The sequence below is a fragment of the Nonomuraea sp. NPDC048881 genome, assembly GCF_040649795.1.
Lineage (GTDB): Bacteria > Actinomycetota > Actinomycetes > Streptosporangiales > Streptosporangiaceae > Nonomuraea.
The window spans coordinates 743,302-756,185 of record NZ_JBEZGC010000002.1; the positions used below are offsets into that span (position 1 = coordinate 743,302).

Here is a 12,884-nt window from a genome sequence, read left to right on the forward strand (position 1 = left end):
GTCCTGGCCGGTTCAGGGAGAACGGCGTGCCTGACGGAATTTGTTCCGAACAGAGCAGCGTACGGTGGCCTGGCCAGGACGTCCACTCGGGCGGCCTCACAGCAGCACGGCGACCCCGGTGAGCGAGACGGCGGCGATGAGCCCGGTGGCGATGGCGCCGAGCAGCACGGCCCGCCCGCCCTTGACGAGTTTGCGCACGTCGATCCCGGTGCCCAGGCCGAACAGGGCGGCGGCCATGAGCACGTTGGTGACCTGCGGGACCGCCCGCGTGACGACGTCCGGGACCCAGCCGGTGCTGCGTACCGCCACCATGACGAGGAACGCCGCCACGAACAGCGGCATGACGGGCGTCCGGCGCCCCTCCCGCCGGTCGGCCGCGGGCGCAGTCACGGAGCGGCGGGCACGGAAGGACGTCAGGGCGACGATGGGGGCCAGCAGGACGACGCGGGCCAGCTTCACCGTCACCGCGGCGGCCAGGACGCCCGACGCCGCGCCGATCGCGGCCACCTGCGCCACCTCGTGCACGGCCGCGCCGGTCCAGACGCCGAGCTGGGCCGGCGACAGCCCGAGCAGCGCCGCCAGCGCCGGGACGGCCACGATGGCCGCGCTGCCGTAGAGCACGACCACGCTCAGCGCGGCGGCCGCGTCGTCGTCGTCGGCGTCCTCCGCGCTCTCGCGCATGGCCGCGACCGCCGCCGCCCCGCAGATCGACACCCCGGTCGCCACCAGCAGCGACGTGCCGGACGACAGGCCCAGGCGGCGGCCGATCAGCGGCGTCACGGTGAACGTCACGCCGGTCGCGGTCACCACGATCACCAGCGTCTGCCAGCCGAGCGCGAGCACCTGCGGCAGCGCGATCTGGAGCCCGAGCAGCGCGATCGCCACCCGCAGCACCCGCCGGGCCACGAACGCCAGCCCCGGCCTGAACCGCTCCCAGACGGCCCCCGCCCCGCCCCATCGCGCGGACGTCGCCGCCCAGGCCGCGAGGTTGGCCAGGACCGCCCCGGACAGCACCGCGATCACCGCAGGGCTGAACGCCGGGGCGAACCGGTTCGCCACCATGGCCACCACCACGGCGGCGGCCGCCAGCCCGATGCCTGGCCACACCGACGCCGCGGGGACGGCCGGCGCCTGGCCGCCTCGGGGGTCGGGGGTCGGCCGGGGCGCGGTGAGCGGGGGTGTCCGCTGGTCGGGGAGAGGCATGATCCCAGTCTTCGGGCCCTTCGTACCGGCCGGTAGACACGCGTTGACTGGGAGGCCATAGCCTGTGGCTATGAGTGCGCTGCCGGATCTCGACTCGCTGAAGCTGCTGGTCGACGTGGGCGAGCTGGGCAGCCTGGGCCAGGCGGCCAAGGCGGCGGGCATGGCCCAGCCGTCGGCCAGCAAGCGGGTGGCCATGCTGGAGCGCCGCCTCGGCGTCCCGCTGCTGGAGCGCACGCCGCGCGGGTCCACGCTCACCGCCGAGGGCCGGATGGTGGCCGGATGGGCGGCCCAGGTGCTGGCCGCGGCCGAGGAGCTGATGCGGGCCGTGGAGGCCGTGCGGCACAGCGAGGCGGCCCACCTGCGGGTGGCCGCCAGCATGACGGTGGCCGAGTACCTGGTGCCGCGCTGGCTCGGCGAGCTGCAGAACCGCGAGCCCGAGGTCCAGGTGGGGCTGGACGTGGTCAACTCCGCCGACGTCGCGGCCAGGGTGCTGGGCGAGGAGGTGGAGCTCGGCTTCGTCGAGGGGCCGACCGTGCCGGAGGGGCTGGACAGCCGGGTGGTGGGCACCGACCGGCTGGTCGTCGTGGTGGCCCCCGGCCATCCCTGGGCACGCCGCCGCACGGCCCTGCGCGGGGCCGAGCTGGCCGCCACGCCGCTGGTGGTACGTGAGCCGGGCTCGGGTACCCGGGAGACGCTGGACGTGGCGTTCAAGAGCCTCCACCGGGCCAGCCCTCGCCTGGAGCTCGGGTCGAACTCGGCGGTCAAGGGGGCGGCGCAGGCCGGGGCCGCGCCCGCGGTGCTCAGCGGCTACGCGGTCGAGGCGGACATCGCGACCGGACGCCTGGTCGAGGTGCCCCTCGCCGGGCTCAACCTGGTCCGGAACCTGCGCGCGGTGTGGCGGCGCGGGCGCTCGCTCACCGCGCCGGCCGCCACGCTCCTGGCCATCGCCAGCCGTCCGTGAGCACGTCCCCGAAGGTGGCCGTTGACGCCGCCTGGAACGCGATCTAGCTTTCCCTTAGGAAAGTTTCCTATAAGTAAGAGCGCGTTCACCCCCCGAACCTCAGGAGACTCCGCATGAGCCTTCGTCGTCCCCTCGCCGCCCTGGCCGGATCGGCGGTGATGTGCCTCGCCGCGGCGGGCCTGGCGCCATCGCCCGCCCTGGCCGCGCCCACCGACTGCACCGCCTGGGTCAGCGGCGGCTACGCCTACAGCAGCTGCACCTCCGGCACCGGCCAGCACGCCGTCGGGGTGGAGCAGTCGCACCCGTACGCCGGGCCGATCGTCCTCACCGGCGGCTGGACGGCCGTCGGCGGGGTCTCCTCGGTACGGCTCACGCCGTGGCCGGTCAAGCGCGTCTGGGTGAACAGGACGGGCTGACGGATCCGGGCCCGGCCGGGAGGGGACCCCGGCCGGGCCCACCCGCGAGTGGCCGCGCCATCTCCGCACGAACCGTTGACTAAGGGCACAGGTCGGGTCATAAGGTGCGGGGATGGGTGCGTATGACGTCGTCGTGGCAGGTGGCGGGCACAACGGGCTGGTCGCGGCCGCCTACCTCGCCGGAGCCGGCCGCCGGGTCCTGGTGCTGGAGCGCCTGGGGCACGTCGGCGGCCTGGCGATCTCCACGCGGGCCTTCCCGGGCGTGGACGTCCGCCTGTCCCGCTACTCCTACCTGGTGAGCCTGCTGCCCACTCAGATCGTCCGCGACCTCGGCCTCGACCTCGACCTGCGCCGCCGCCGGTACGCCTCCTACACCCCCAAGGGCGACACCGGCCTGCTCGTCGACAACGAGGACGAGGCCCGCACCGCCGCCTCCTTCCGCGCCGTCACCGGCGGCGAGCACGACCACCGCGCCTGGCGCGACTTCTACGCCATGACGGCGGACGTGGCCCGCGTCCTGGCCCCCACGCTGCTCGAACCCCTGCGCACGCCCGCCGAGATCGAACGCCTGGTCGGCCCGGCGGCCTGGCGCGACCTGTTCGCCCGGCCCGTCGGCCAGACCGTGGACGAGCGGTTCGCCGACGACACCGTGCGCGGCGTCGTGCTCACCGACGCGCTGATCGGCACGTTCGCCGACACGTCCGCCGACCTGCTGGCCAACAAGTGCTTCCTCTATCACGTGATCGGCGACGGCACCGGCGAGTGGAACGTCCCGGTGGGCGGCATGGGCGCGGTCTCCGGCGCGCTGGAGCGGGCGGCCAGGCGGGCCGGGGCGGAGATCAGGACCGGCGCGGAGATCGTCGGCATCTCGCCGTCGGGCGAGGTCACGTACGTCGCCGAGGACGGCGAGCACACCGTGGACGGCCGCCACGTGCTGGTCAACCTGCCCCCGGCGGTGCTGGAGCGGGTGCTCGGCGGGCCCGCGACCGTGCCGGAGGGCGCGCAGCTCAAAATCAACATGGTGCTGGCCCGGCTGCCCCGGCTGAAGGACCCCTCGGCCGCCCCCCGGGCCGCCTTCAGCGGCACGTTCCACATCAACGAGGGGCGCGACCAGCTCGCGAAGGCGTACGAGCAGGCGGCGCGAGGGGAGATCCCGGAATCGCCGCCCGCGGAGGTCTACTGCCATTCCTTGACGGACCCGTCCATTCTGGGGCCGGAACTGCGGGGGAAGGCCGAGACGATGACCCTGTTCGGCCTCCACATGCCCGCCCGACTTTTCCGGGAAAATCCAGAAAAAGCGCGTGAGGATGCGTTGCGGGCCACGTTCGCCTCCATGAACGCGGTGCTCGCCGAGCCCATCGAGGACTGCCTGCTCCGCGCCCCAGACGGCACCCCGTGCGTCGAGGTCAAAACCCCCGTCGACCTGGAGAGGGACGCGGGACTGCCGGGCGGCCACATCTTCCACGCCGACCTGAGCTGGCCGTACGCGGAGGAGAGGGGATGGGGCGTCGAGACCGGGCACGAACGCATCCTGCTGTGCGGCGCCGCGGCCCGCAGGGGCGGCGGCGTGAGCGGGATCGGCGGCCACAACGCGGCCATGGCGCTGCTGCGGCCCTGAACCGAGCCGGGAGGACCGCCGTTCCCCCGCGGCGATTTCTCAGGGCACATCGATGATCCCGTTCATCGTGCTCTCATAGTGGGCTCATATCTTGTGACACATGAGTGAGCCCGCACGGTTGCTGGTGGTGGACGACGAGCCCGCGTTGCGCGAGGCGCTGCAGTCGAGCCTGGAGTTCGAGGGCTACCGGGTCGGCACCGCCAACGACGGCCAGGCGGCGCTGGAGGCGCTGGCCGGCGAGCCGTACGACGCGGTGCTGCTCGACGTGATGATGCCGCGGCTCGACGGGCTCACCGCCTGCCGGCGGCTGCGGGCCCAGGGCAACCACATCCCCGTGCTCATGCTCACCGCCCGCGACGCCGTCGGCGACCGGGTGTCCGGGCTCGACGCGGGGGCCGACGACTACCTGGTCAAGCCGTTCGAGCTGGACGAGCTGCTGGCCCGGGTGCGCGCGCTGCTGCGCCGCGGCGCGCTCAACGCGGGCTCGGCCGACGGCGGCACGCTGTCCTACGGCGACCTGCGCATGGACCCGGCGACCAGGGAGGTCACCCGCGGCGCCCGCGCGCTCGACCTGACCAGGACCGAGTACCTGCTGATGGAGCTGTTCCTGGCCCACCCCCGTCAGGTCCTGACCCGCGACCAGATCCTCAACGAGGTGTGGGGCTTCGACTTCGAGCCGACCTCCAACTCCCTCGACGTGTACGTCATGTACCTGCGCCGCAAGACCGAGGCCGGGGGAGAGCCCCGGGTGATCCACACGGTCCGCGGGGTGGGGTACGTCCTGCGGGCCACACCGTGATCCGCAACAGCCTGCGCACACGGCTGACGCTGCTGGTCGCGGCCGCCGTCGCGATCGCGATCGCGGTGTGCGCCGGGCTGTCCTGGTTCATCGTGCAGAACCAGGTCATCAGGCAGCTCGACCAGACCATCCTGGAGCCGGAGGGCGAGGGGGACAAGCGGTTCCTCCAGAAGAACTGCACACCGGAGGGCGCCTCCGACTACCACGACATGGCCACGCTGCTGTTCGCCGACGGCAGGACCTGCTCGCTCGGCTCGCCGATCGTGCCGGCGGAGGAGGACAAAAGGGCGACATCCGGTGGCGGTGAGCCGGTCTACCGCTACGGCGTGACGCGGGACGGCAGCGAGGTCCGCGTCGTGGCCGTCAACTTCGCGCCCGGCGTGGCCGTCCTGGAGGCCAGGCCGCTCTATCACATCAAGATCACCCTGCGGAACACCGCGCTCGCGCTCGCCGCCATCGCGGCCGTGGGCGTGATCGGCGCCGCACTGGCGGGACGGGCCATCTCCCGTACGGCCCTGCGTCCCGTGGGCCGGCTGACCAAGGCGGCCGAGCACATCGCCGAGACCGAGGACCTCAACACCCGCATCCCCGTCCAGGGCAACGACGAGATCGCCCGGCTCAGCTCCTCCTTCAACGCCATGACCGCCGCCCTGGCCGGTTCCCGCGAACGCCAGCAGCAGCTCGTCGCCGACGCCGGTCACGAGCTGCGCACCCCGCTCACCACCCTGCGCACCAACATCGACCTGCTGCTGCGCAGCGAGCAGACCGGCAGGCAGCTCGACCCGGGCGCCAAGGAACGCCTGCTGGTCAACGTCAAGGCGCAGTTCGCGGAGCTGTCCACGCTGGTCGGCGACCTGCTCCAGCTCGCCAGGGGCGACACCGACCACGAGCCGCACGTCGAGCTGGCCCTGCACGACGTCGTCACGGCCGCCGCCGAACGCGCCCGGCTGCGCGGCGCCGACGTGCGCACCGACCTGCACCCCTGGTACGTCGTCGGCAGCCCCGCCTCGCTCGAACGCGCCGTGCTCAACCTCATCGACAACGCCCGCAAGTTCAGCCCCGAGGGCCAGGTCGAGGTCTCGCTCAAGGACGGCCGGCTGACGGTCCGCGACCACGGCCCCGGCATCCCCGAAGAGGAGCTGCCGCACGTCTTCGAGCGCTTCTGGCGCTCGCCCTCGGCCCGCGGCCTGCCCGGCTCCGGGCTGGGCCTGGCGATCGTGGCGCAGGCCGTGTCCGAGACCGGCGGCAAGGTACGGCTGTCCAACGCGCCCGGCGGCGGCGCGATCGCGACGATCGATCTTCCCGGAACTCTCACGCGTCACTCACAATCGGATAAGTCCTCTCAAAAACCCGAATCGTGAGCTGGCTGCATGGAGACAACAGCGGTAAGGACGCGCCTGGTAGAGGTGGTCGTCCCGGTCCACAACGAGCAGCGGGCGCTGCGGGAGAGCGTCGCCCGGCTGCACGCCTACCTCGCCACCACGTTCCCCTACGGCTTCCGCATCACCATCGCCGACAACGCCAGCTCAGACGACACCTGGCGGCTGGCCATCGAGCTGGCCCGTGAGCTGCCGCAGGTACGGGCCGTGCACCTCGACGAGAAGGGCCGCGGCCGGGCCCTGCGCCAGGTCTGGTCCACCAGCGAGGCCGACGTCGTCAGCTACATGGACGTCGACCTGTCCACCGACCTGGACGCCTTCCTCCCGCTGGTCGCCCCCCTGCTGTCGGGCCACAGCGACCTGGCCATCGGCACCCGCCTGGCCAGAGCCTCGCGGGTGGAGCGCGGGCCCAAGCGGGAGTTCATCTCCCGCTCGTACAACCTGCTGCTGCGCTCGGTGATGGGTGCCGGGTTCTCCGACGCGCAGTGCGGGTTCAAGGCCGTGCGCACGGAGATCGCGCAGGCGCTGCTGCCCGCCGTCGAGGACGAGCAGTGGTTCTTCGACACCGAGCTGCTGCTGCTGGCCGAGCGGCACGGCCTGCGCATCCACGAGGTCCCCGTCGACTGGGTGGACGACCCCGACAGCCGCGTGGACCTCCTGCGGACCGCCCTGGACGACCTGCGCGGGCTGGCCAGGGTGGCCCGCAGGACCCTGTCGGGGGCGGCGCGCCTGCCGATGCCCGCCCGGGTGCGGCGGGCCGAGCTGCCGAAGGGGATGGCCAGGCAGCTGCCCAGGTTCGCGATCGTGGGCGTGGTGAGCACGCTGGCCTACCTGGCGCTGTTCTCGATGTCGCGGCAGGTCGTCCCGGCGCAGCTCGCCAACGCGGTCGCGCTGCTCGTCACGGCCGTGGCCAACACGGCGGCCAACCGCCGCTTCACGTTCGGGGTCAAGGGCTCGGGCGGGGCGCTGCGCGACCAGTTCGAAGGCCTGATCGCGTTCCTGGTGGGGCTGGCGCTGACGTCGGGGAGCCTCGCGCTGCTGCCGGGCGGGGTCTCGCACGGGGTGGAGCTGGTGGCGGTCATCGCGGCCAACGCGGCGGCCACCCTCGTCCGGTTCCTGCTGCTGCGCGTGTGGGTGTTCAACCCCCGGCGCAGGAGCGGGCGATGACCGCCGTGGCCGCGCCCGCCCGGGTGCGCGCGCTGACCGGCGCCGCGGGCGACCCGCGCTGGTCGCGGCCCGCGATGTGGACGGTGCTGGCCGCCGCCTTCGTCCTGTACGCGTGGGCGCTCGGCGGGAACGCCAACGAGTACTACGCCGCCGCCGTCCTGTCGGGCACGCGGAGCTGGAAGGCGTTCTTCTTCGGCGCGATCGACGCCGGGTCCTTCATCACCGTGGACAAGCCGCCGCTCGCGCTGTGGGTCATGGGGCTGTCGGCGCGGATCTTCGGCCACGGCACGTACAGCATGCTGATGCCGCAGGTCCTCGCCGGAGTGGCGGCCGTCGGGACGGTGTACTCGGCGGTCCGCCGGTCCTTCGGGCGCACCCGTCAGGGGCACGTCGCGGCGCTGGTCGCGGCGGTGGTCATGACGCTCACCCCGATCACGGTGGCCATCAACCGGGACAACAACCCCGACACCGTGCTCGTGCTGCTGCTGGTGCTGGCGGCCTGGTTCTGCCTGGAGTCGCTGCGCACGGCCCGGCTGCGGCCGCTGCTGCTCGCCGCGCTGTTCGTGGGGCTCGGGTTCAACGCCAAGATGTTGCAGGCGTACCTGGTGGTGCCCGCGTTCGGGATGGCGTACCTGGTGTGCGCCCGCCACGGCCTGGCCCGGCGGGTGGGGCACCTGCTGGCCGCCGGGGTCGTGCTGGTCGCGTCCAGCGCCTGGTGGATGGTGGTCGTCGACCTCTGGCCCGCCGCCTCGCGGCCCTACGTCGGCGGCTCGACCGGCAACACCGTCCGGGACCTGGTGATCGGCTACAACGGGCTCGGCCGGATCTTCGGCCAGGATCGGGCCGGCGGCGGGTCCGGCGGCGCGAACTTCGGCGGGCAGGCCGGGGCCGGGCGGCTGTTCAACGACGTCATGGCCGGGCAGATCTCCTGGCTGCTGCCGTTCTGCGCGGTGGCGCTGGCCTTCGCCGTGCTGCTGCGGGCGCGCGGGACCCTCTTCGACGGGGCCGCCTGGCTGCTGTGGGGTGGCTGGCTGGTCGTGCACCACGCCGTGTTCAGCTTCTCCCGTGGAACGTTCCATCCCTACTACACGACCGCGATGGCGCCCGCCGTGGCCGCGCTGACCGGCATGGGGGCGACCGCGATGTGGCAGGCGTACCGCGGGTCGCGGGGCTGGGCGTGGGCGCTGCCCGTGGCGGTCGCGGTGACCGGCGGGTGGGCGTTCGTGGTGCTGCGCCGCACGCCGGAGTGGCTGCCGTGGCTGGCCTGGGTCGTGCTCGGGGCGACCACAGTGGCCGTGGCGGGGTTCGTGACGGTGATCGTGACAGGGCACGTGACAGGGCTCGTGCCGGCGTCCGCGACAGGGGCCGCGACAGGGCTCGTGGCGGGCAGGGGGCGGATGGCGGGCCGGGTGACCGTCGTGGCGCTGGCGGCCGCTGTGGTCGCGGGGCTCGCCGGTCCGGCGGCCTATGCCGTCTCACCGCTGGGGGCGCGGGTGAACGGGACCAATCCCACGGCGGGCCCGTCCACGGGCCGCACGGGCGGCCCCGGCGGCTTCGGCGGCTTCGGCGGCCCGCCACCGGGCGGCGAGCTCCCCGGCGCCCGGACGGACGCCCTCCAGAGCGGCGAGCCACCGCAGGGGGAGCCGGGCGTCCGGGAGCGCGGTTCCATGGGCGGCGGCGTGGCCGACTCGACGGTGCGGTACCTGGTCGCCAACCAGGGCCGGGCGACGTGGCTGGTGGCCGTGGGCAGCGCCCAGCAGGCGTCCTCGATCATCCTGTCCACCGGCCGCCCGGTGATCGCCATGGGCGGCTTCACCGGCTCCGACCCCGCCATGACCGTCCCCCGCCTGCGGGAGCTCGTCTCGTCGGGACGGCTCAGGTACGTGCTGCCCGGCGGCCGGGGCGGCCCCGGCGGCGGCGACACCGCGGTGACCACCTGGGTCACCGCCGACTGCGCGGCCGTGGACGGCCACACCGGCCTGTACGACTGCGCCCCCTGAGGAAGCGACGGCGGCCGCGGGGCCCGTCCCCGCGGCGCGCTATAGGCTGATCGGGTGGCGAGTACGACCCGGGCCGATCAGGCCGACCAGCGCAGAGCAGAGCTCCTTGAGGCCACCCGCAAAGTGGTGCTCGAACGCGGCCTGGCCAACACGCGCATCGCCGACATAGCCAAGTCCATCAACGTCAGCGGCGGCCTGATCCACTACCACTTCGCGACCAAGGACGAGCTGATCACCGCCATGCTGCGGGCCACGCTCGACATCGAGAGCGCCCGGCTCAAGGAACTGGCCGACGGCCCCGGCACGGCGGTGGAGCGCCTCGACCGGGTGCTGCGCTACTACATCCCCGAGTCGCGCTCCGACCAGAGCTGGCTGCTCTGGATCGACGCCTGGAACACCGCGCTGCGCGAGCCGGCGGTCAACGCGATCATGCTGGAGCTGGAGACGGCCTGGCTCGACGCGCTGGCCCAGGTGTTGTCGGTCGGCACCGAGGCGGGGGAGTTCGCCTGCGCCGATCCGGCGGGCGCGGCCGAGCGCATCGACGCCATGCTCGACGGCCTGATCATCCGCTACACCCTGCATCCCAACGTGCTCGACCGGGCGCGGCTGCTGGCCCACGCGCGCACGGCCGCCGCCGGGGAGGCCGGCATCGCGGTGGAGCGGTTCGGCTGAGCCCGGCTCGGGGTGGGCCTGGATCTGACTCGGGTCCGGCCCGAGTCAGGCGGGCAGGGCGGCCAGCAGGAAGGCCAGGCGGGCGGCCGCCGACTCGACGTCCTCGGCGGTGCCGAGGCGGTAGCCCCACGACGTGATGTACGCGCCGTCGTCGGAGCAGGTCACCGTCTCGGCCAGGGTGGCGGAGAACCGGTTGCGCACCGACACGTACGCCGGGTCGCTGGCCAGCGCGACATTCTGCACCGAAAGATCGGCGTGACGGCCCGCGTGCCACGCGAACCGCTCAAGGCAGAGCGCGGTATCAAGCATCATGCGTCACCTCCGCAACGTCTCGCGACAGAATTGCACGATCTTGCTGCGGGTGGCAAGCAATTGCTGAGGTTAATGTGGGGTTTGTTGCAGGTATTCGCGAAGAATACGGATGATGACTTCTCGGCCGGGCTCGCCGAACTCCGCCACCTTGGCGTAGTCGTCGAAGGCCCGCACGTAGAAGGCGATGTCGTCGGGGTCGCGCAGCACGAGGTCCTTGGTCATCGTGGCGACGCCCACCATGGCCTCGTTGTAGATCCAGAACCCGTTGATCGGCGCGGACGGCAGCTCGGTGCCGAAGGGGATCACCCCGAACTCCACGTTGGGCAGCGTGCTGACGGCCAGCAGCCGGTCGAGCTGGCCGCGCATGACGTCGGCCGGGGCCAGCGCGCTGCGCAGCGCCGACTCCGGCACCACGAACCGGAACGTGCGCGTGCGGTCGTAGAGGATCTCCTGGCGTTGCATGCGCACGCGGACGGCCGCGTCGATCTGGTCGGCCGCGCTGTAGAGGCGCTTGACCTTGCGGAACACGTGCCGGGCGTACTCGGAGGTCTGCAGCAGGCCGACGACGATGCCGGGCTCGAAGACGCGGAACAGCTTCGTGCGCGCCTCCAGGTCGCGGATGTCCTCCTGGATGGCGGCCAGGCCGCTGCGGTGCCGCTGCTTCCAGTCGTCGTGCCGCTCCAGCAGCGCGATGGCCTGCCTGATGAGCTCGTCGGTCGTGTCGGGCGCGGCTCCCACGGCCTGCGCCCACACGACCACGTCGTCCTCGGTCGCCGTCTGCCTGGCGTTCTCCAGGCGGGAGACCTTGGACGGCTGCCAGCGCAGCCGCTCGGCCAGGTCTTTGCCCGACAGGTGGGCGGCTTCGCGCAACTGGCGAAGCTGGCCGCCGAGGTCGATGCGCGCCTGCTGATAGGACGTCACGCGGCAAGAGGCTAGCTCCGCGGGCACCGATCATGCCAGGCCCAGCCGCGCAATCGTGATCAAGCGGTTGCCGACGGTGTCCCGTCGCTGGTGGGCCGGGCGGCGGCTGACCCGTCGAGCAGGACCCGGCGGGCGATCTCCGTGATGAGCTCGCGGGGCACCTCGACGGCGGCCTCGCCGTCGAGCACGTCGCGGAGGTCCGCGAGCGCCTCGGGGTCGGTGACGTGAAGCCCCTGGACGACGATGGTGCCGCGATCGGTCTCGTACAGGGTGGGGCAGGCGCCCGCCTCCGAGGTGGAGCCGAGGAACCGCATGCGCATGACGATCCTTTCCCCGAATGCCAGATGCAATTGCGCGCAATTGTACGCATCTGGGCGTCCGGCGTGATCCTTTTCCCGCATCGGGTTCAGCGCAACAAGCCTTCCATGATGTCGTGGGCGCGGCCGAACAGACCGAGGGTGGTCGCGTGCAGCACGTCGCCGATGTCCCGGGGCGCCTTGCCGGCGAACGCCCGCGCGTGCGTGCCCTCCAGCACGATGCCGAGCTTGAAGCAGGCCAGCACCGCGTACCAGTCGATCGCCGACAGGTCGCGCTCCGACAGCGCCGCGTAGTACGCGACCAGCTCCCGCTCCGACGGCAGACCCGGCACGTGCCCGTCGTTCACCGGCCAGGTGGCCAGCAGCCAGCCCAGGTCGAGCAGCGGGTCGCCGATCGTGCACATCTCCCAGTCGACGATCGCCGCCACTCGGGGCCCGTCGAGGGCGAACATCAGGTTGGCGAAGTGGTAGTCGCCGTGCATGATCCCCGGGACGAACGCAGCGGGCCGGTGGCGGGTCAGCCAGTCGGCGGTGGCGTCGAGGCCCGGGATGTCGGGGCCGGGGTAGCCGTCGAGCTCGCCGTAGGAGTCGAGCTCCTTCAGCCAGCGCGGCACCTGCCGGTCGAGGAAGCCCTCTGGACGGCCGAACCCGGGCAGCACCGCCGGATCGACCCGTCCCAGCTCGGCCAGCGCGGCGGCGGCCTCCAGGCCCATCCGGTGCCGGATCGCGGCGTCGGAGGCGTGCGGCTCGGGCAGCCCGGTCGAGGGGTTGAACCCGGCCACCGGCTCCATCAGGTAGAACACCGGCTCCCGGACGGTCTGCGCGGCCACCAGCCGGGGCGCCGGCACCGCCGTGCCGCTCAGCGCCGCCAGCAGCCGCGCCTCGCGCCGCAGCACCTCGTTGCTCCTGGCCCGGGCGTGCAGGGGCGGCCTGCGCAGCACGTACGGCCGGCCGCCGCGTTCGAGGCGGACCATGACGTTCTGGGTGCCGCCGGGGATCGGCGCGACCTCCGTGATCGCCCCGCCCGGCAGCCCCTCGGCGTCCATCCACGCGCCGAGGTCGTCGAGGTCGATGGCGCTGACGTCGATGTGGGTGGAGGTCATGGCCGCCCTCTGGCAG

At 73.0% G+C, this 12,884-nt stretch carries 13 protein-coding genes; 8 read left to right on the forward strand and 5 right to left on the reverse strand.

Annotated elements, in window-relative coordinates; translation table 11 throughout:
* Positions 1–96: 96 nt before the first annotated feature.
* The gene (locus AB0C33_RS08990) at positions 97–1,203 is read right to left on the reverse strand and encodes a putative sulfate exporter family transporter (RefSeq protein ID WP_358285204.1); all 1,107 of its coding nucleotides are present in this window, start codon (positions 1,201–1,203) and stop codon (positions 97–99) included.
* A gap of 70 nt (positions 1,204–1,273) precedes the next feature.
* Between AB0C33_RS08990 and AB0C33_RS08995 the strand changes: the two genes are divergently transcribed.
* From AB0C33_RS08995 to AB0C33_RS09030, 8 genes are all read left to right on the forward strand, one after another.
* Positions 1,274–2,164 (forward strand): LysR substrate-binding domain-containing protein, encoded by an 891-nt coding sequence (locus AB0C33_RS08995; protein WP_358285206.1) that lies wholly within the window; start codon positions 1,274–1,276, stop codon positions 2,162–2,164.
* 113 nt (positions 2,165–2,277) lie between these two features.
* Positions 2,278–2,580: a hypothetical protein gene (locus AB0C33_RS09000; RefSeq protein WP_358285207.1), complete on the forward strand. Its 303-nt coding sequence runs from the start codon at positions 2,278–2,280 to the stop codon at positions 2,578–2,580.
* Between the two features lie 112 nt (positions 2,581–2,692).
* A complete protein-coding gene (locus AB0C33_RS09005) occupies positions 2,693–4,198 on the forward strand; it encodes an NAD(P)/FAD-dependent oxidoreductase (RefSeq protein WP_358285209.1) in 1,506 nt (501 codons plus the stop codon).
* Positions 4,199–4,298: 100 nt separating this feature from the next.
* Positions 4,299–4,997 (forward strand): response regulator transcription factor, encoded by a 699-nt coding sequence (locus AB0C33_RS09010; RefSeq protein WP_358285211.1) that lies wholly within the window; start codon positions 4,299–4,301, stop codon positions 4,995–4,997.
* The gene (locus AB0C33_RS09015) at positions 4,994–6,358 is read left to right on the forward strand and encodes a HAMP domain-containing sensor histidine kinase (RefSeq protein WP_358285213.1); all 1,365 of its coding nucleotides are present in this window, start codon (positions 4,994–4,996) and stop codon (positions 6,356–6,358) included. The genes AB0C33_RS09010 and AB0C33_RS09015 overlap by 4 nt, the downstream gene beginning before the upstream one ends.
* A gap of 9 nt (positions 6,359–6,367) precedes the next feature.
* On the forward strand, positions 6,368–7,543 hold the full coding sequence (locus tag AB0C33_RS09020; RefSeq protein WP_358285215.1) for a bifunctional glycosyltransferase family 2/GtrA family protein: 1,176 nt from the start codon (positions 6,368–6,370) through the stop codon (positions 7,541–7,543).
* Positions 7,540–9,543 carry a glycosyltransferase family 39 protein gene (locus AB0C33_RS09025; RefSeq protein WP_358285216.1) on the forward strand — a complete coding sequence of 668 codons (2,004 nt, stop codon included), beginning with the start codon at positions 7,540–7,542 and terminating at the stop codon, positions 9,541–9,543. The genes AB0C33_RS09020 and AB0C33_RS09025 overlap by 4 nt, the downstream gene beginning before the upstream one ends.
* Positions 9,544–9,597: 54 nt before the next feature.
* On the forward strand, positions 9,598–10,215 hold the full coding sequence (locus AB0C33_RS09030; RefSeq protein WP_358285218.1) for a TetR family transcriptional regulator C-terminal domain-containing protein: 618 nt from the start codon (positions 9,598–9,600) through the stop codon (positions 10,213–10,215).
* A gap of 45 nt (positions 10,216–10,260) precedes the next feature.
* Here AB0C33_RS09030 and AB0C33_RS09035 read toward each other — a convergent pair whose 3' ends face one another.
* From AB0C33_RS09035 to AB0C33_RS09050, 4 genes are all read right to left on the reverse strand, one after another.
* Entirely contained in the window at positions 10,261–10,527 is a 267-nt protein-coding gene (locus AB0C33_RS09035; protein ID WP_352320256.1) for a hypothetical protein, read from the reverse strand.
* Positions 10,528–10,596: 69 nt separating this feature from the next.
* Positions 10,597–11,448, reverse strand: a complete 852-nt coding sequence (locus AB0C33_RS09040) for a helix-turn-helix transcriptional regulator (protein ID WP_357964569.1) — start codon at positions 11,446–11,448, stop codon at positions 10,597–10,599.
* 59 nt (positions 11,449–11,507) lie between these two features.
* Complete coding sequence (locus AB0C33_RS09045) at positions 11,508–11,768, reverse strand: hypothetical protein (protein ID WP_358285220.1); 261 nt, start codon at positions 11,766–11,768, stop codon at positions 11,508–11,510.
* Between the two features lie 86 nt (positions 11,769–11,854).
* Positions 11,855–12,868, reverse strand: coding sequence for a phosphotransferase family protein (locus AB0C33_RS09050; protein WP_358285222.1), 1,014 nt, complete (start codon positions 12,866–12,868; stop codon positions 11,855–11,857).
* Positions 12,869–12,884: the final 16 nt, after the last annotated feature.

Coding starts and splice junctions, on each gene's coding strand:
- AB0C33_RS09050 (WP_358285222.1), bottom strand. CDS start 12,868: ATGACCTCCACCCACATCGACGTCAGCGCCATCGACCTCGACGACCTC.
- AB0C33_RS09035 (WP_352320256.1), bottom strand. CDS start 10,527: ATGATGCTTGATACCGCGCTCTGCCTTGAGCGGTTCGCGTGGCACGCG.
- AB0C33_RS09045 (WP_358285220.1), bottom strand. CDS start 11,768: ATGCGCATGCGGTTCCTCGGCTCCACCTCGGAGGCGGGCGCCTGCCCC.
- AB0C33_RS09020 (WP_358285215.1), top strand. CDS start 6,368: ATGGAGACAACAGCGGTAAGGACGCGCCTGGTAGAGGTGGTCGTCCCG.
- AB0C33_RS09000 (WP_358285207.1), top strand. CDS start 2,278: ATGAGCCTTCGTCGTCCCCTCGCCGCCCTGGCCGGATCGGCGGTGATG.
- AB0C33_RS09010 (WP_358285211.1), top strand. CDS start 4,299: ATGAGTGAGCCCGCACGGTTGCTGGTGGTGGACGACGAGCCCGCGTTG.
- AB0C33_RS09005 (WP_358285209.1), top strand. CDS start 2,693: ATGGGTGCGTATGACGTCGTCGTGGCAGGTGGCGGGCACAACGGGCTG.
- AB0C33_RS08995 (WP_358285206.1), top strand. CDS start 1,274: ATGAGTGCGCTGCCGGATCTCGACTCGCTGAAGCTGCTGGTCGACGTG.
- AB0C33_RS09025 (WP_358285216.1), top strand. CDS start 7,540: ATGACCGCCGTGGCCGCGCCCGCCCGGGTGCGCGCGCTGACCGGCGCC.
- AB0C33_RS08990 (WP_358285204.1), bottom strand. CDS start 1,203: ATGCCTCTCCCCGACCAGCGGACACCCCCGCTCACCGCGCCCCGGCCG.